The organism is Streptomyces sp. NPDC054834 (assembly GCF_053611185.1).
The window spans coordinates 114,390-130,684 of record NZ_JBSGZV010000011.1; the positions used below are offsets into that span (position 1 = coordinate 114,390).

General features: G+C 68.5%; 15 protein-coding genes. 9 read left to right on the top strand and 6 right to left on the bottom strand.

What is annotated here, in order from left to right; genetic code table 11:
- Window positions 1-193 precede the first annotated feature (193 nt).
- Together ACWGJM_RS17445 and ACWGJM_RS17450 are read right to left on the bottom strand one after the other, a co-directional pair.
- On the bottom strand, window positions 194-1,399 hold the full coding sequence (locus tag ACWGJM_RS17445; RefSeq protein WP_453412552.1) for a beta-1,3-glucanase family protein: 1,206 nt from the start codon (window positions 1,397-1,399) through the stop codon (window positions 194-196).
- Window positions 1,400-1,552: 153 nt separating this feature from the next.
- Window positions 1,553-3,007 (bottom strand): sulfatase family protein, encoded by a 1,455-nt coding sequence (locus ACWGJM_RS17450; protein WP_453412553.1) that lies wholly within the window; start codon window positions 3,005-3,007, stop codon window positions 1,553-1,555.
- Between the two features lie 493 nt (window positions 3,008-3,500).
- Here ACWGJM_RS17450 and ACWGJM_RS17455 point away from each other — a divergent pair, with 493 nt between their 5' ends.
- From ACWGJM_RS17455 to ACWGJM_RS17475, 5 genes are all read left to right on the top strand, one after another.
- Window positions 3,501-4,118 carry a helix-turn-helix domain-containing protein gene (locus ACWGJM_RS17455; protein WP_453412554.1) on the top strand — a complete coding sequence of 206 codons (618 nt, stop codon included), beginning with the start codon at window positions 3,501-3,503 and terminating at the stop codon, window positions 4,116-4,118.
- Between the two features lie 195 nt (window positions 4,119-4,313).
- Entirely contained in the window at window positions 4,314-5,030 is a 717-nt protein-coding gene (locus ACWGJM_RS17460) for a response regulator transcription factor (RefSeq protein WP_453412555.1), read from the top strand.
- Window positions 5,027-6,526, top strand: a complete 1,500-nt coding sequence (locus ACWGJM_RS17465) for a sensor histidine kinase (protein WP_453412556.1) — start codon at window positions 5,027-5,029, stop codon at window positions 6,524-6,526. Before ACWGJM_RS17460 ends, ACWGJM_RS17465 begins: the two co-directional genes overlap by 4 nt.
- 197 nt (window positions 6,527-6,723) lie before the next feature.
- On the top strand, window positions 6,724-7,062 hold the full coding sequence (locus tag ACWGJM_RS17470) for a helix-turn-helix transcriptional regulator (protein WP_453412557.1): 339 nt from the start codon (window positions 6,724-6,726) through the stop codon (window positions 7,060-7,062).
- A complete protein-coding gene (locus ACWGJM_RS17475; RefSeq protein ID WP_453412558.1) occupies window positions 7,052-8,233 on the top strand; it encodes an acyl-CoA dehydrogenase family protein in 1,182 nt (393 codons plus the stop codon). The genes ACWGJM_RS17470 and ACWGJM_RS17475 overlap by 11 nt, the downstream gene beginning before the upstream one ends.
- Window positions 8,234-8,301: 68 nt before the next feature.
- On the opposite strand, the gene ACWGJM_RS17480 is transcribed toward ACWGJM_RS17475, so the two are convergent.
- Together ACWGJM_RS17480 and ACWGJM_RS17485 are read right to left on the bottom strand one after the other, a co-directional pair.
- Entirely contained in the window at window positions 8,302-8,751 is a 450-nt protein-coding gene (locus tag ACWGJM_RS17480; RefSeq protein ID WP_453412559.1) for an alpha/beta fold hydrolase, read from the bottom strand.
- 54 nt (window positions 8,752-8,805) lie between these two features.
- On the bottom strand, window positions 8,806-9,417 hold the full coding sequence (locus tag ACWGJM_RS17485; RefSeq protein WP_453412560.1) for a TetR/AcrR family transcriptional regulator: 612 nt from the start codon (window positions 9,415-9,417) through the stop codon (window positions 8,806-8,808).
- A 104-nt stretch (window positions 9,418-9,521) separates the two neighbouring features.
- Here ACWGJM_RS17485 and ACWGJM_RS17490 point away from each other — a divergent pair, with 104 nt between their 5' ends.
- Complete coding sequence (locus tag ACWGJM_RS17490; RefSeq protein WP_453412561.1) at window positions 9,522-10,175, top strand: hemerythrin domain-containing protein; 654 nt, start codon at window positions 9,522-9,524, stop codon at window positions 10,173-10,175.
- Window positions 10,172-10,858: an SDR family oxidoreductase gene (locus ACWGJM_RS17495; RefSeq protein ID WP_453412562.1), complete on the top strand. Its 687-nt coding sequence runs from the start codon at window positions 10,172-10,174 to the stop codon at window positions 10,856-10,858. The genes ACWGJM_RS17490 and ACWGJM_RS17495 overlap by 4 nt, the downstream gene beginning before the upstream one ends.
- 579 nt (window positions 10,859-11,437) lie before the next feature.
- On the opposite strand, the gene ACWGJM_RS17500 is transcribed toward ACWGJM_RS17495, so the two are convergent.
- Together ACWGJM_RS17500 and ACWGJM_RS17505 are read right to left on the bottom strand one after the other, a co-directional pair.
- Window positions 11,438-12,619: a polyamine ABC transporter substrate-binding protein gene (locus tag ACWGJM_RS17500; RefSeq protein ID WP_453412563.1), complete on the bottom strand. Its 1,182-nt coding sequence runs from the start codon at window positions 12,617-12,619 to the stop codon at window positions 11,438-11,440.
- A gap of 171 nt (window positions 12,620-12,790) precedes the next feature.
- Window positions 12,791-14,239, bottom strand: coding sequence for a gamma-aminobutyraldehyde dehydrogenase (locus ACWGJM_RS17505; RefSeq protein ID WP_453412564.1), 1,449 nt, complete (start codon window positions 14,237-14,239; stop codon window positions 12,791-12,793).
- Between the two features lie 167 nt (window positions 14,240-14,406).
- On the opposite strand from ACWGJM_RS17505, the gene ACWGJM_RS17510 reads away from it, so the two are divergent.
- Together ACWGJM_RS17510 and ACWGJM_RS17515 are read left to right on the top strand one after the other, a co-directional pair.
- Window positions 14,407-14,922, top strand: a complete 516-nt coding sequence (locus tag ACWGJM_RS17510) for an Lrp/AsnC family transcriptional regulator (protein WP_453412565.1) — start codon at window positions 14,407-14,409, stop codon at window positions 14,920-14,922.
- A complete protein-coding gene (locus tag ACWGJM_RS17515) occupies window positions 14,907-16,289 on the top strand; it encodes an aspartate aminotransferase family protein (protein WP_453412566.1) in 1,383 nt (460 codons plus the stop codon). Before ACWGJM_RS17510 ends, ACWGJM_RS17515 begins: the two co-directional genes overlap by 16 nt.
- The last annotated feature ends 6 nt before the right edge of the window (window positions 16,290-16,295 follow it).

The following is a 16,295-nucleotide window of genomic DNA, read 5'->3' on the forward strand; positions in this document are numbered from 1 at the left end:
GGCCGCTGGTCGGGGGCGATTTTTTCTCCCGCCACTCACGTCCCCCCCCTGTTCTCACCCCCCCGACACCACCGCCCTGGGGGCGGGCCGCCCGGGGGGCGGTGGGGGGGGGCGCCCGACTCGTGGAGCAGGGGGTCAGGGGGTCAGCCCCTGCTCGCTTTGCGGTAGAGCTTCTTGGCGTCGTTGCCACGCCTCAGAACGCGGTCAGCGTCAGGTGCATGTGCTGGGGCCTGGGGTCCTCGATGTAGGAGGCCCAGTCGGCGACGTCGTCGAAGGCGAATCCGTAGGCCCTGCCGTTGGTGGTCGCGGCGTGGATGGCCTTGGCGTAGTGGTTGGTGACGGCGGTGTCGTAGAAGGCGGCCGCGCGGGTGGTGGGCTGCTGGCTGTGGCTCAGCAGTGTCGAGCGGTTGAACCCGGCGCCCAGGGCGGCGGCGACGGGGCCGGTGGTCCCGTCGTTGGGGGCGGCGAGCGCCCCGTCGCAGAAGAGCACGTCACGGGTGGAGGGCTTGGCGAAGGACACCTGTGCCGCGCCGTTGAAGGTGAGCCGGTGGTTCCTGACTCGGCCGGTGAAGGTGCCCGCGTTCGTCCTGACGACGAGGTTCTTGTTCCGGTAGGTGTGCCAGACCTTGTCGATGTAGTGGTCGAAGTAGTGCTGGGGGAACCGGCCGGCGTCGAGGCCGTGGCTCGGGGCGATGACGCGCCGGTTGCCTATGACGAGGCGCGAGAAGTCCGGGTGGTTCCTCAGGGCGTGGAAGACCTTTGCGCGGCCGCCGGCGGGCAGTCGGCCGGTGCTGTGGTTTTTCGCTCCGTTCAGCCGGATCATCATCGGCACGCTGAACATGTCCACCATGGTGGTGTTGCAGTGCATGCCGGCCGCGTCGTGGGTGAACTCCACGAAGTCGTGCAGCACGGGGTAGTTGGGGTCGGACTCCACCCAGCCGGCCGGCTGCTGGAGGCCGATCTTGCCGTCGGCGCCCCTGACTGCCTTGAACTTCAGCTTGTGGCCGAGGGCTACGTAGATGCGTCCGGACATGAGCGGCAGTCGCAGCTTGGTCGCGCCGCGGGCGGCCAGCGGGATGGCGTAGTCGGTGAAGCCGCCCGCGTGGTTGTCGGAGAGCTTGACGGGAGCCAGGGTGCCGCGCCGGGTGAGCCGCACCTGCCGGTCTCCCTCGCTGCCCACGATGTACAGGTGGACCGCGTGGTTGGCGAACTCACCGCTGCTGTTGACGACCGTGAGCGGCAGCCCCCCTCGCGCGGCCGCGGCGGCCGGGTCGGCGCCGTCGGAGTCGGCGAAGGCGCGCGGGGCTGCGGAGACGATCGCGGATCCGGCTACGGCTGCACCTGCCATCGAGGCGAGCACCGTTCGGCGGGTGGGCGAGTGGGCGTCGGACGAGCTCATGCGGAAACTCCTCTTTCCAGTGCTGTGCGTGACGGAACACGGGTGGGGTGACGGGCGCGCGCAGACGCCCGCCCACGTGGTGCCCTGGCCGCAGCGGGCAGCCAGGGCATCCATGGGAGTCTTGACGGGTCGGCCCGGTCGGGTCCTGACGGACTACGGGTGTCCGGCACTCCAGCAGCCGTCGCCGCGGCAGTTCTTCAGCCCGGTCAGCGCATCGTGCAGCTTCGCGAGGCGGGCCCGGCTCAACCGTCCGGCGATGTTGTGCAGCTCGTCGGGGTCGGTACGCAGGTTGTAGTACTCCTTCGCGCCGCTGTCGTACTCGACGTAGGTGTAGGAGTTGGTACGCATGGCGTGGTAGTTCGGCGGGCTGACGCTCTCGGTGCCGTGGTTGTCCGGGTCGTCATGAGCCGGCTTGGCGTGGCGGTGCTCGATCAGGTTGGCCGTGCGCCAGCCCGCGTCCGATCCGCCGTCCAGGAGCGGGAGCATGTTGTGCCCGTCCACCTGGGACGACACGGCGGCGCCGCCGATCTTCTCGAAGGTGGGCGCGAAGTCGATGTTCGACACCTGGGCGTGGCTCGTCCGTCCGGCGGCGACACCGGGACCGGCGATCACCAGCGGCACGCGCACGTCGGTGTCGAAGGCCGTCTGCTTGCCCGCCTTGAGCCGGTACTCACCGAGGTGGAAGCCGTTGTCGGAGCTGAAGACGACGTAGGTGTTGTTGGCGACATGGGCCCTGGTCAGGCTCTGGCGCAGCTTGCCGAGCATCTTGTCGACCGCCTGGAGCGACTGTGCGCGCTTGCGGAACTTCTTGTCGATCGTGTTCTTCTCACTCTGGGTCAACGGGTTCTGCCGGGCCAGCCACGGCGGCGCGTTGGTCGGGAGCTTGTCGAAGGCGGGACCCTGCGGCGCCTTCAGGCCGGGAAAGTCCTTCTTGTCCCGGCGGGCCGGCTTTGACGGACCGTGCGGCGTGAAGAGGGCGACCTCCAGCATGAACGGCTTGTTCGCCGCCGCGGACTTCTTGATGAAGGACTGGCCTTTCTTGCTGAGGACGTCGGTCAGATAGTCCTTGTTCTTCTTGCCGTGAGGTTCGATCTTGTGGTTGTGGGCGAGCTTGTAGTTGTACTCCTTGTAGCCGTTGCCGACGACGTCCCACTGGCTCCAGCCCTGCGGCACGTACGGCTGCTGGCCGTCGACGGTGGACCTGGGGTCGTAACCGTTGAGGTACTTGCCCATCATCGCGGTGCGGTAGCCCTTGGCCTTCAGGGCCGCGGCGAAGGTGTCCTTCTCCAGTCCGTTGTCGTGGAAGGCGTTGAAGCCACCGTTGGGTCCCTCGTTGCTGAGGACGCCGGTGTTGTGCGGGTACTCGCCGGTGAAGATGGACGAACGGGACGGGCAGCAGAGCGAGTTGCTGACCACGAAATCGCTGAACGACGTGCCCTGCGACTGGAGCTTCTGCACCTCCGGCATGTATTGCAGCAGATTCGAGGACATGTCGTCGGTGAGCACGAAGACAATGTTCGGTTTGGCCGCGGCTGCGGCAGGCTGCACGGTGGGAGTGGTGGCGTTGGCCGTCGCGACGCTCATTCCGCTCTGAGCGGCGAACACCATCGCCGCCAAGCCAGCCGTTAGTGTCAGCAATTGACGAGTGCGAATCATGCGGGAAGCGTGTCAGCAGGAATCCGCCCCGGTCAATATCCGATCGCCCACCTCCGAATTATTCCGCGCCAAGGCCAATTAATCCGGAACCGGTCGCCTTGCGGCAGCCTCCGATTCCCCGGCACTCTGAACACGGCACCTGCGCCGAGAGCCGTGGAACCGGACGAGAGGACACCGGGCGTTGGAGGTAACCAGCGGGGTGGGGAGCGAAGCATGGCACTCCCTGCAGGCGTGGAAGCAAACGTTCAAGAAGGGCGTCCACACGCTCCATCTACCGTCATCTTCAGGAATCAGACTGAACGCTCACCTGAGCGGACTTCTGGAAATTCGGGAAGGTCACGACACACGGGCAAGGAAAGAGGCGCTCCCACTTCCCGACGACGTGTGCATCATTCCCCCGGGGCTGAGCAGGACGCTGATCGTGGCACCGACGGGTGACGAGCCCGTGACGATCGCCACCCTCACCCTCCCGGTAGAGACGTTACGTCGGTTCATCACCGAGGAGGACCTGCGGTCACGCGTCCCGCATCTGTGGGATCCGTCCCCGGTGATGCGGTTCGACCCGCTCCTCGCTGCAATGGTGAAGGCGGTGGCAGCCGCGAGCGAGGCCGGCGCAAATGACCTGTACGCGCAGTCTGCGGCGCAATTCATCATCGCCCATCTTCTCGCGCCGCATACCTCCGGTTCGGGCAAGACGGCCGGTGTGCTGAGCTCACAGCAACTCGAGACGGTTCTGTCCTATATGCGGGAGAACCTCGAACAACCGGTTTCGGTCGGCGACCTGGCGTCCCTGGTCTCCTTCAGCCGCTTCCACTTCGTGCGCTGCTTCAAGGCCACCACCGGATCCCCGCCGTACCGATATCTCACCGAACTCCGGATCGACTTGGCATGCAAGTATCTCGAGAATGGCAACGACACCATCGCCCGCATAGGGCGGCGCTGTGGATTCTCCGGTTCCGAGCACTTCTCACGGAGCTTCCGCCGCATCATGGGATGTACGCCGTCCCAGTATCGGACGAGGCGCTCCTTCGGTCTCGGGAGGTCCTCGACCGGTACCCCGTGAGCTGTGTCCCATCATGCGCAGGGCCTGCCATGACCACCGACTTGCGGGACGCTCCCGAAGCCGGTCTGCGGGCCGAGGTGCAGGTGATCGCGGGCTATGGCCGGCTTCTGTTCGGGCTGGAGCCAGGGGCCCTGCCAGTGCTTTGATCGGTCTCCTCCAGGCAAGCTCGTTCGACGCGGTGAATCCGAGGTGTGCATGACAGGCAGGACCGGGCGGGTGCTGGTGGTCGACGACGACGCGGCGATACGGCGGTCACTGGCGCGGGGGCTGAGGCTGAGCGGATTCACAGTGGCTGTCGCGGACGGCGGTCATGCCGGTCTGGCGGAGGCCCGCGCCAGCCGCCCCGACATCATCGTCCTGGACGTCTGCATGCCCGATCTCAACGGCATCGAAGTGTGCCAGGCCCTGCGCGACGACGGCGACGACGTACCCGTGCTGATGCTCTCCGCGCTGGACGAGACGACCGACCGGGTGGCGGGTCTGCAGGTGGGCGGGGACGACTACCTCGTCAAGCCGTTCGCACTCCAGGAGTTGGTCCTGCGGCTGCACGCCCTGCTGCGTCGCCGCCCGCCGGCCGCCACCGACCGCGTCCGCGTCGGCGGACTCGTCCTCGACCCGTCCGCCCACCAGGCCGTTCTGGACGACCGGCCCCTGGAGCTGACTCGGCGCGAGTTCGCGCTGCTGGAGGTCCTGGCCCGCAACGCCGGCATCGTGCTCACCCGCGAGCAACTGCTGGACCTGGTCTGGGGGTACGACCTCCAGGTCCGCAGTGACGCCGTCGACACCTTCGTCAGCTATCTGCGGCGCAAACTGGAGGCGGGCGGCCGGCCCCGGATCCTGCACACCGTGCGCGGGGTCGGCTTCGTCCTGCGCACGGACCACCGGACCCCGCACATCGAGGGCACCCCGTGAAACTGTCCACCCGTATCGCGCTCGCGGTCGGCGTGAGCGTGCCCGTGCTGGTCCTGGCTTCCGGCTGGCTGCTGCTGCACCTGGTCAGCATCGACCTGCGCGCACACCAGGACGACCAGCTGCGCGCCCGCGCAACGGTCGTCGCCAAGAACGCCAAGGCGTACCTGGACGTGGCCGATAACGACCACCCGCTCCTGGAGCAGGTCCGCCGACGCCGGCTGATCAACTCCGCGCGGGATGTGGGCGTCCGGCTCACCGGGCCGCAGGACACGATCTCGGCCGGCCCCCAGCCCGATCCGCACCCCAGGCTGCCCCGCAACGCCCCGGACCCCGTCACCGTGACCTCCGGCGGCAAGGACTGGCTCGTCCTGTCCATGCGCGTCGGTGCCGCGGCGAAAGAGGGCACCACCCCGAATCTGTGGCTGCTGTCACCGGACACCGCCGAGGACGAACTGGCGCTGGTGCGCCGACGGGTGCTGACCGGTGCGCTGGTGGCCGCCGCACTGGCCGGGGCCGCCTCCTGGGCCATCGCCACCCGGGCGGTTGTTCCGCTACGGCGGTTGCAGCGGCGTACCAGCGGACTGGACCCCCGGACCAGCACCGCGCGCCTGGAGCACACGCCGACCCGGGTCACCGAGGTGGACGACCTGGCGTACACGGTGCAGACCGTGCTCGCCCGCTACGACGAGCAGGTCGCGCGCACCGGGGAGGCGCTGGCCACCGCCCGCGCTTTCGCCGCGACCGCCTCCCACGAACTGCGCACCCCGCTGATGAGCATGCGTACCAACCTCGACATCCTCACCGACCACCCCGGCCTCGACCCCGAGGACCGGACGGAGGTGCTCGGGGACCTCGGGCGCGAACACGCCCGGCTGCTCGGGCTGCTGGTGATGCTGAAGGCGCTCGCGCAGGGCGATCTGGTCGAGGCGGACGCGTTCACGCCACTGGACCTCGCGGAGCTCGTGGAGGCGTCGGTCTCCGACCTGCGGCGCACTCACCCCGAAGCGGAAGTGTCCGTACGCGCTACCGCGGGAGTGCGCGTCCACGGCTGGGAGCAGGGTCTGCGCTCGGCGGTGGACAACCTGCTGACCAACGCCTGGACCCACGGCCGCGCCGAAGACGGCGTGGCCCGCATCGAAGTGACCCTGCGCCCGCCGGTCGGTAGGCATCAGGCGACTGCCGTGCTCGTGGTGGACGACCACGGCCCCGGCATCCCTCCCGAACGCCGCGAGGAGATCTTCCAACGCTTCCACCGCGGCCCCGACAGCCCCGGCTCCGGCCTGGGCCTGACCTTGGTCGCCCAGCAAGTCGCCCTCCACCGCGGTCACATCACCGTCTCGGACCGCCCTGATGGGCGGCCCGGCACACGCTTCGAGCTCTACCTGCCGGCCACGGGCATCCAGGACACGGAGTACACCCTGCCGCTGCTGCACCGCGACTGGCTGACCCGAATCCCCGAACAGGCCCCGTCGGACCTGTTCACCAAGCGCACCTAAAAGGGCGACGCCTCCGGTCCACGGCCCGATCGGCATCGCTGCACGCACGTCACATCGTCCCGCCCGTTCGATCGGGGAATTCTTGGTTCTGGTACGGGATCACGAATTATTCCGCACCAAGGCTAATTAATCCGGCAGCAGTCGCCTTGCGGTTGTCTCCGGCTACCTGCATTCTCGATGCAGGATCTGCGCGAGCGGTGGAGGTAACCAGCGGTCACACTGAGAAATTCCCGCTGTCCGATGACGCGTTCATCATTCCTCCGCCGCACGGAACCGGCTCGGCGAAGTCCGTCTCGGTCGACGACCTGGCGTCCCTGGTCTCCTTCAGCCGTTTCCACTTCGTACGCTTTTTCAAGGCCACCACCGGATCCACCTCATACATTCTCCGGTTCGGATCATTTCTCGCGGAGCTTCCGGCGCATCTTGGGGTGCACGCCGTCGCAGTATCGGACGATGCTCCTGCCGTCCCGGGCGACTCGCGGCCAGTGATGAGCAACGTGCGTGTTCAATGGCAAAGGATCTGGCATGAGTACTGAATTGCGAAACACTCCCGCGGCCGCCTGCGACCAGGAACTGGTGGAGCGGGCCCGCACCGCGGCACGGACGTTGGAGGCGAACGCCGCACGGACGGAGCATGATCTGCGTCCGGCTGCGGATTCCTTGGCGGCGGTACGGCGGGCCGGACTGTTCGCGATGGGCGTCCCGCGCGATGCCGGTGGCGCCGGAGCCGGTCTGCGGACCCAGGTGCGGGTGATCGCCGAGCTGGGGCAGGGCTGTCCGTCGACGGCATGGATCACCGCACTGTCCGCGGCCTTGAAGACCGTGTGCTCGGCGGTGTTTCCCGAGGCTGCCCGAGAGGTTCTGTTCGCCGACCCCGACGCGATCATCTGTGGTTCCACCGCACCGCTGAGGGCCCAGGGTGAGCCGACCGGTTACGGTTTCAGCGTCTCAGGACGGTGGCAGGCCGTCGCCGGCTGCGAGGACGCCGCGTGGGCGGTCCTCGCGGTACCCGTCCCCACGAAGGGTCAACTCGCCCTGCGATGCCCGGCGTTGGTCTCCACCAGGGACCTCACCGTCGAACGCGCCCGGCCCATTACCGGCATGGCAGGAACGGGCAGTCACACGCTCGTGGCCCAGGACGTGGTGGTACCCCCGGCCTACGTGGTGTTCCCCACCTCCGAAGCGGACCGGGCCTCCGGCTTCCCCACCGCTTCGCCGGCACTGCTCGGCATCGCCGTCGTCATGCTCGCCGCGCTGCTGGGAGCCGCACGCGGCGCACAGCGCGCGATGGAGACAGGACCGGCGGGCCTCAACGCCGATGCGTCGGCCGTCCGTTGCCCGCCGCCCCGGCCGTGGCTCACCACTGCCTGCCATCTCCTCGACTCGGCAACAGGACGCGTTCTGCGCGTAGCGGATGCTCTCGGTGCCCGGCTCCATGCTCCTGCGAATTCCGTGTTCCTCCCCGCGCGGGAACACGCGCGCTTGCGCGCGGAGATGGTGTCCGCCGCGCAGGAATGCCGGGAGGCTGTGGATTGGCTGCTGGACCTGCACAGCGTGGGCGGCTTCGCCCCGGGCGCCTCGCCGCGGCGCATTTGGCGCGACCTGGCGGTCATCATGCGCCATCCGCAGTTCAGCCCCCACACCCTCGCGGAGGACTACGGCCGGGTTCTGTTCGGTCCGGAGACGGCGGCCGTACCGAAGCCGTGACCGGTTGCCCTGGATCCTGCCGGGAGGCAGAGGGACCCGTCGTCCGCGACATCTGATCGGCGGCCGCGTCAGACCCCGGCAGCTCGCGACCGGTCAGGCCGGTGTGTCGCCGAGTGTGCCACCTGAATGACATCCGCGAGGGTACTCGGCTGCGAGAGGAACGGTGAGTGCGAGGAGTCGATTTCCACGACCGTCGTCGGCTGGGCGGATATGGCGTCGATTTCTCGGACCATGAGGCGCTGCAACCTGGGCCGTATCGCGTTGTCCCTGGCGCAGACGACGTAGGTGTGCGGGATCGAACCGTACCGTTCGGCGGTCACCGTGATCGGTTCGAAGGCGACGCCGGCAGGTGCGTCCGCGGTCAGCAGCGAGAGCGCCGCCTCCGCGGTCGCCTCCTCGATGTCGTCGTTGTAGAACGCCTCGCGGATGGCAACCCGCCGGTCGTTGTCGCCCGTGTCGTAGCGCAGCGCACCGACCGACCCCGGGTCCGCCGAGAGCCCGCTCGCCACCAGGCTCACGCTGACGGACACTGTCCGCGCCGACGTGGCTCCGGTGGCGCCGCAACGAGGAGGTCAGCTGAAGAGGACGTGCCGCAGTATCCGCGTGAGGTGTTCGGTGAGCTGGTCGGGCGGCATCGAGGCAAGGGGTTCGGTCCGTGCGATGTACCGGCTGAACGCCACTCCGATCATCTGCGCCCCTACGAGCGCCACGCGCGTGTCCAGGTCGTCGTCGGGCGCGGTGGGCGCTCCGGGTGACAGGACGGACCGGTAGACGGTGGCGCTGTGTTCCTGCATCGCGACCAGGAGGTCGGATGCGGCACGTTGGTCGGACGCGGCGCTGCGCAGCAGGGCGATGAGCGGGTCGTTGACGGCGTCGGTCTCCAGTCGCCGTACGAAGGCGTGGGCGATCCGGTCGGGCAGTGTCTCCGGGGCACCGGCCGCGACGCCTTCCAGGTCGCGATTGCCCGGCACAGCTGCGAGGAACAGCCGTTCCTTGGACAGGAAATGACGTGTGATCAGGCCATGGGTGACGCCGGCCCGGCGCGCGATTTCGCGGAGGGTCGTACGGGCGTATCCGCGCTCGGCGAAGGTGTGGCGGGCCGCCTCGATGATGGCCGCCCGGTGTCCCTCGGGATCCCTCCGGCGCCTGCGCGGCTGCTCCTCGGCCGGCTCTGCGTCGTTCACGGCACCTCCTTCATGTGATCACTCTACGGGCGGCGCAATGCATCACCCAGCGCCACTGCTACGTTAGTATCCACCTGGATATTAACTAGGGGGATGGAGCCGTAGTGAGTGTTGAGACACCCGAAGGCGCGGCGGTCGTCGAGACCCGACTGCTGCACAAGATGCACAGGGCCGCGACGTCCTTGCTGGTGGAAGCCGCGCAGAGGGATATCGCGCCGTCTGCCGCCCTGGAGGAGCTGCGTGACTTCCTCGTCGCGGCGCTGCGGCACCACCACGAGAGCGAAGACGACGTGCTCTGGCCGCAGTTGACCGCCGCGGACCCCGAGTGCGCCGCCGGGCTGGCCGAGCTCGCGGCGGAGCACCACGCGCTGGACGCGGCTCTGGACGCGCTGGCCGTCGCTCCCGTGCAGGACGGCGACGATCGGGCGGCGCTGATCACGGCGGCGGTGGCGGTCCGCGACCTGGTGCACACGCATCTCGACCATGAGGAGCCGGTCCTCTTCCCGGCCCTGACGGCGCACATGTCCGACGAGGCCTGGTCGCAGTTCTCCCGCGCGGTCATCGCCTCGGCCCCGCCCGTGGGCGCGCACCTCAACATCGGCTTCTTCGAACAGGTCGGCACCCCCGCCGAACTCGCGGTCGTCACCGCGAACTTGCCGCAGGCCGCCCTGCACCTCGTCCCGGCCATGCGCGAGCAGGCCCACGCCACCCTGAGCAGCCTGAAGGCCGCCGAACACGGAAGGACGGTCACCGCATGACCAGCACACTCATCGTCGGCGGCAGCGGCGGGCTGGGCAGCGCCATCGCCGAGTACCTCGCGAGCCGCGGCGACGACGTCGTCATCACCAGCAGGGACAAGGCACGAGCCGAGGCCATCGCGGCACGGATCGGCGGCCGCACCCGCGGGCTGGCCCTCGACCTCGCCCGGCCCGAGACGATCAGCGCCTCGCTCGCGGACGTGACCGACGTCGACAACCTCGTGATCACCGCTGTCGGCCAGGCAGCGAACTCACTGGCGCAGTTCAGCATCACGGATGCCGTCTCGGCCGTGACCATGAAACTCGTCGGCTACGCGGAGACCGTCCGCGTGCTGCGCGAGAGGTTCACCCCGGCTGCGTCCGTCGTACTCTTCGGCGGGCTCGCCAAGGAGCGTCCCTACCCCGGCTCGACCGTCGTCAGCACCTTCAACGCCGGCATCACCGGCCTGGTCAGGACACTCGCCGTGGAGATCGCCCCGCACCGCGTCAACGCCCTGCACCCGGGACTGATCGGCGACAGCCCCAAGTGGCGCGACGTCCCCAACCCGCCGCATTCGGCCCAGACACCGATCGGACGGCTGGTGACCATGGCCGAAATCGCCGACGCCACCGACTTCCTGCTCCGCAACACCGGCATCAACGCCCACGACCTCCACATGGACGGCGGCCTGCTCGCCACCTGACCTCACCGCACAACACCCGTTCTCTGGCTGTCATTGGGGTGGCACTCGTCTCCGAGTGCCACATCGGCCAACTGAGTTCGCGCCCATGACGCGAAGTGAGCTCGGCGTGCGGTCCGGGTTGTCGCGCACGACGCTGTACAAGATGGCCGGCGGACTCGTGGACCGTGGGCTGGTGGTTGTAACGGTCCCGGACACCGGGCCGCGTCGGCGGGGGCGGCCGGCGGAGAAGCTCGCTCTCGACCCGGCGGCCGGCCACGCTGGGTGTCGACTTCGGCCGGCGCCACGTCCGGCTGGCCCTGGTCACCAGGGCGCACACCGAGATCAGCACGGTCAGCGCGGCACATGCTGCCGCCGCCCCATGGCCGGAACGCATCGCCATCGCGCGACGGCTGGCCGCAGGACTGACCGGTGGTCCGGCTCGCTTCGACGTCTGCGGTGGTGTGGGGGTCTCGGTCAGGGACCAGAGCACCGGCTCCTTCGCCGCCGGCGATGAGCGGAGGGTGCCGGATGGGATGGCGTCGAGTTCCCGGCCCGCGGCGATCGGCACAAACGCCTGGTCACACGTGGGCTGTTCCGGACCTACAACCCCACGATCGCGTTCCACCGCTTGGTGAACTCCAGCCGCTCCGTGGAGGTGATGTCCCGCGCGACGGCGAGCCGCTCGCGCATCCCGGCATCGGGGAAGATCAGGGGGTTGTCGGCCAGGGCGGCCGTGTCCTTGTCCTTGGCGGCGGCCAGGACCTCCTTGGCCGCCGGGACCGGGCAGACGTAGTTGACCCAGGCGGCGAGTCCGGCGGCGACCTCGGGCTCGTAGTAGTAGTCGACGAGCCGCTCGGCGTTGGCCTTGTGGCGGGCCCGGTCGGGGATCATCAGGGAGTCCGACCAGAGTTCGGCGCCCTCCTCGGGGACGACGAAGCGGATGTCGGGGTTGTCCGCCTGGAGCTGGATGACGTCACCGGAGTACGCCTGGCAGGCCAGGACATCACCGCTGACCAGGTCCTTGGTGTAGTCGTTGCCGGTGAAGCGGCGGATCTGGCCCCGGCGGACCTCCTTCTCCACCTGGTCGCAGACGGTGTGGAAGTCGTCCGCCGTCCACTTGGTGATGTCCACGCCGTTGCCCTGCATCAGCAGCGCGAACGCCTCGTCCAGTCCGGACAGCAGGGTCACCCGGCCCTTGAGGTCGCTCGCCCACAGGTCCTTGACGTGGCGTATCTCGCGGCCCAGCTTGCGCCGGTTGTAGGCGATGCCGGTGATGCCGGACTGCCAGGGCACGGTGAACTTCCGGCCGGGGTCGAAGGCGGGCGAGCGCAGGAGCGGGTCGAGGTACTTCGTCACGTTCGGCTGCCGGGCGCGGTCCATCTTCTGCACCCAGCCCAGGCGCACGAACCGCGCGCACATCCAGTCGCTGACGACGATCAGGTCGCGGCCGGTCGACTGGTGGTTCATCAGCGCGGGGCTGATCTTGCCGAAGAACTCGTCGTTGTCGTTGATCTCCTCGACGTAGTCGACCGAGATGCCCGTGCGCCTCCCGAACGCCTCCAGCGTGGGCCGCTTGTTGGGATTGTCGTCGTCCGTGTCGATGTAGAGCGGCCAGTTCGCCCAGGTCAGCCGCTTGTCGCTGGCGGATACGTCGGCGACGGCACGATCGCCCGGCTTGACGTACGCGGCCGGCACACCGCAGCCGGCGAGCGCGCCGAACCCGGCGGTACCGCCGAGCGCACGCAACAAGGAGCGGCGGGAGGGCAGTTGGGAAGCAGGCACCCCGGCAGCATGCCGTGCCCTGCCGTGCCCGGGCAATGGACGCCCCGTCGAGCGGGCCGCGGCGGACGCGACACCATGTCGATCCCACCAACCCGTGCGACCGCGCGCGGTGCGGCCCCGGACCGGAAGCCCGGTCCGGGGCCGCACCGTCACCGCGGAACCGCCGGAGGCCTACGCATCCAGCGACGTCATCACGTGCTTGATCCGCGTGTAGTCGTCGAAGCCGTACGCCGACAGGTCCTTGCCGTAGCCGGACTTCTTGAAGCCGCCGTGGGGCATCTCGGCGACCAGCGGGATGTGGGTGTTGATCCACACGCAGCCGAAGTCGAGCTTCTTGGACATCCGCATGGCGCGGCCGTGGTCCTTGGTCCACACCGAGGAGGCGAGGGCGTACTCGACGCCGTTGGCCCACTCCACGGCCTGGTCCTCGTCCGAGAAGGACTGGACGGTGATGACCGGGCCGAAGACCTCCTTCTGGACGATCTCGTCGTCCTGCTTGAGGCCCGAGACGACGGTCGGGGCGTAGAAGTAGCCCTTGTCGCCGACCTGGTGGCCGCCGGCCTCGACCTTGGCGTGCGCGGGGAGGCGCTCGATGAAGCCGGAGACCTGCTTGAGCTGGTTGGGGTTGTTGAGGGGGCCGTACAGCACGTCCTCGTCGTCCGGCTGGCCCGTCTTCGTCTCGGACGCGGCCTTGGCGAGCGCGGCGACGAACTCGTCGTGGATGGACTCGTGGACGAGGACGCGGGTGGCGGCCGTACAGTCCTGACCGGCGTTGAAGAAGCCCGCGACCGAGATGTCCTCGACGGCCTTGGGGATGTCGGTGTCCTCGAACACGACGACCGGCGCCTTGCCGCCCAGCTCGAGGTGGACGCGCTTGAGGTCCTTGGACGCGGACTCGGCGACCGACATGCCGGCGCGCACGGAGCCCGTGATGGAGGCCATCGCCGGGGTCGGGTGCTCGACCATCAGGCGGCCGGTGTCGCGGTCGCCGGTGATGACGTTGAAGACGCCCTTGGGCAGGATCGAGCCGATGATCTCGGCGATCAGGACCGTGGAGGCGGGGGTGGTGTCCGACGGCTTCAGCACGACCGTGTTGCCCGCCGCGATCGCCGGGGCGAACTTCCACACCGCCATCATCATCGGGTAGTTCCACGGCGCGACCTGGGCGCAGACGCCGACCGGCTCACGGCGGATGATCGAGGTCATCCCCTCCATGTACTCACCGGCCGAGCGGCCCTCGAGCATCCGCGCCGCGCCCGCGAAGAAGCGGATCTGGTCGACCATCGGCGGGATCTCCTCGGAGCGGGTCAGCCCGACCGGCTTGCCCGTGTTCTCCACCTCGGCCGCGATCAGTTCCTCGGCGCGCTCCTCGAACGCGTCCGCGATCTTCAGAAGGGCCTTCTGCCGCTCGGCCGGGGTCGTGTCCCGCCAGCCGGGGAAGGCCGCGGCGGCCGCGGCCATCGCGGCGTCCACGTCGGCCTGCCCGGACAGCGGCGCTGTCGCGTACGCCTCACCCGTCGCGGGGTTGACCACCTCGGTGGTCCGTCCGTCGGCGGCGTCCCGGAACTCACCGGCGATGTAGTTACGTAGCTTGCGCAGCCGTCCCAGCTCGGTGCTCACTGCCGGCCCTCCAAGGTTCGGGTTGTCCATTGACTGAGACACCCACCCTAATCGGAGAGCCGACGTTTTCAACACCCCTGGCCACACCTTGGGTGCGAAATCCGCAGGCTTCGACTACGTAAACAACGAATTTCATCGATCACGCCTTGCGGAACTGTCGAGACGTCGTGCACAGTGACCCCGTGGCCAGTCGAAGCGCAGACCAGAGGGACTCCCGCGAGTCCAGGAACGGCAATCCCCAGCTGGATGCCGTCTCCCTCGCCATCATCCAGCAGCTCCAGGAGGACGGCCGCCGGCCGTACGCAGCGATCGGCAAGGCCGTGGGCCTGTCCGAGGCGGCCGTGCGCCAGCGCGTCCAGAAGCTGCTCGATCAGGGCGTGATGCAGATCGTCGCCGTCACGGACCCGCTCACCGTGGGCTTCCGCCGGCAGGCGATGGTCGGCATCAACGTCGAGGGCGATGTCGAGTCGATCGCGGACGCGCTGACCGACATGTCGGAAGTCGAGTACGTGGTGATGACCGCGGGCTCGTTCGACATCCTCGCCGAGATCGTCTGCGAGGACGACGACCACCTGCTGGACGTCATCAACAAACGCATCCGGGCCCTGCCCGGCGTGCGCTCCACCGAGAGCTTCGTCTACCTCAAGCTCAAGAAGCAGACCTACATGTGGGGAACCCGATAACCGTGAGCTCAAAGGACCTCAGCCGAACCGCGTACGACCACTTGTGGATGCACTTCACCCGCATGTCCTCGTACGAGAACTCCCCCGTGCCGACGATCGTGCGCGGCGAGGGCACCTACATCTACGACGACAAGGGCAAGCGCTACCTCGACGGTCTCGCGGGTCTGTTCGTGGTCCAGGCCGGTCACGGCCGCACGGAACTGGCCGAGACCGCCTTCAAGCAGGCGCAGGAGCTGGCGTTCTTCCCGGTGTGGTCCTACGCCCACCCCAAGGCCGTGGAACTGGCGGAGCGGCTCGCGCACCACGCCCCGGGCGACCTGAACAAGGTCTTCTTCACCACCGGCGGCGGCGAGGCGGTCGAGACCGCCTGGAAGCTCGCCAAGCAGTACTTCAAGCTCCAGGGCAAGCCGACCAAGTACAAGGTCATCTCGCGCGCGGTCGCCTACCACGGCACTCCGCAGGGCGCCCTGTCGATCACCGGCCTGCCGGCTCTGAAGGCTCCCTTCGAGCCGCTGGTGCCAGGCGCGCACAAGGTCCCGAACACCAACATCTACCGCGCCCCGATCTTCGGTGACGACCCGGAGGCCTTCGGCCGCTGGGCCGCCGACCAGATCGAGCAGCAGATCCTGTTCGAGGGCCCGGAGACGGTCGCCGCGGTCTTCCTGGAGCCGGTGCAGAACGCCGGCGGCTGCTTCCCGCCGCCGCCCGGCTACTTCCAGCGCGTCCGCGAGATCTGCGACCAGTACGACGTGCTGCTCGTCTCCGACGAGGTCATCTGCGCCTTCGGCCGCCTCGGCACGATGTTCGCCTGCGACAAGTTCGGCTACGTCCCTGACATGATCACCTGCGCCAAGGGCATGACGTCCGGCTACTCCCCGATCGGCGCCTGCATCATCTCCGACAAGCTCGCCGAGCCGTTCTACAAGGGCGACAACACCTTCCTGCACGGCTACACCTTCGGCGGCCACCCGGTGTCGGCCGCGGTGGGCCTCGCCAACCTCGACCTGTTCGAGCGCGAGGGCCTGAACCAGCATGTGCTGGACAACGAGGGCGCGTTCCGCGCGACGCTGGAGAAGCTGCACGACCTGCCGATCGTCGGCGACGTCCGCGGCAACGGCTTCTTCTACGGCATCGAGCTGGTGAAGGACAAGAACACCAAGGAGTCCTTCAACGAGGAGGAGACCGAGCGCGTCCTGTACGGCTTCCTCTCCAAGGCGCTCTACGACAACGGCCTGTACTGCCGTGCCGACGACCGCGGCGACCCCGTCGTCCAGCTCGCCCCGCCGCTGATCTCCAACCAGGAGACCTTCGACGAGATCGAGCAGATCCTGCGCGCGACGCTGACGGAGGCGTGGACGAAGCTCTAGCCTCCC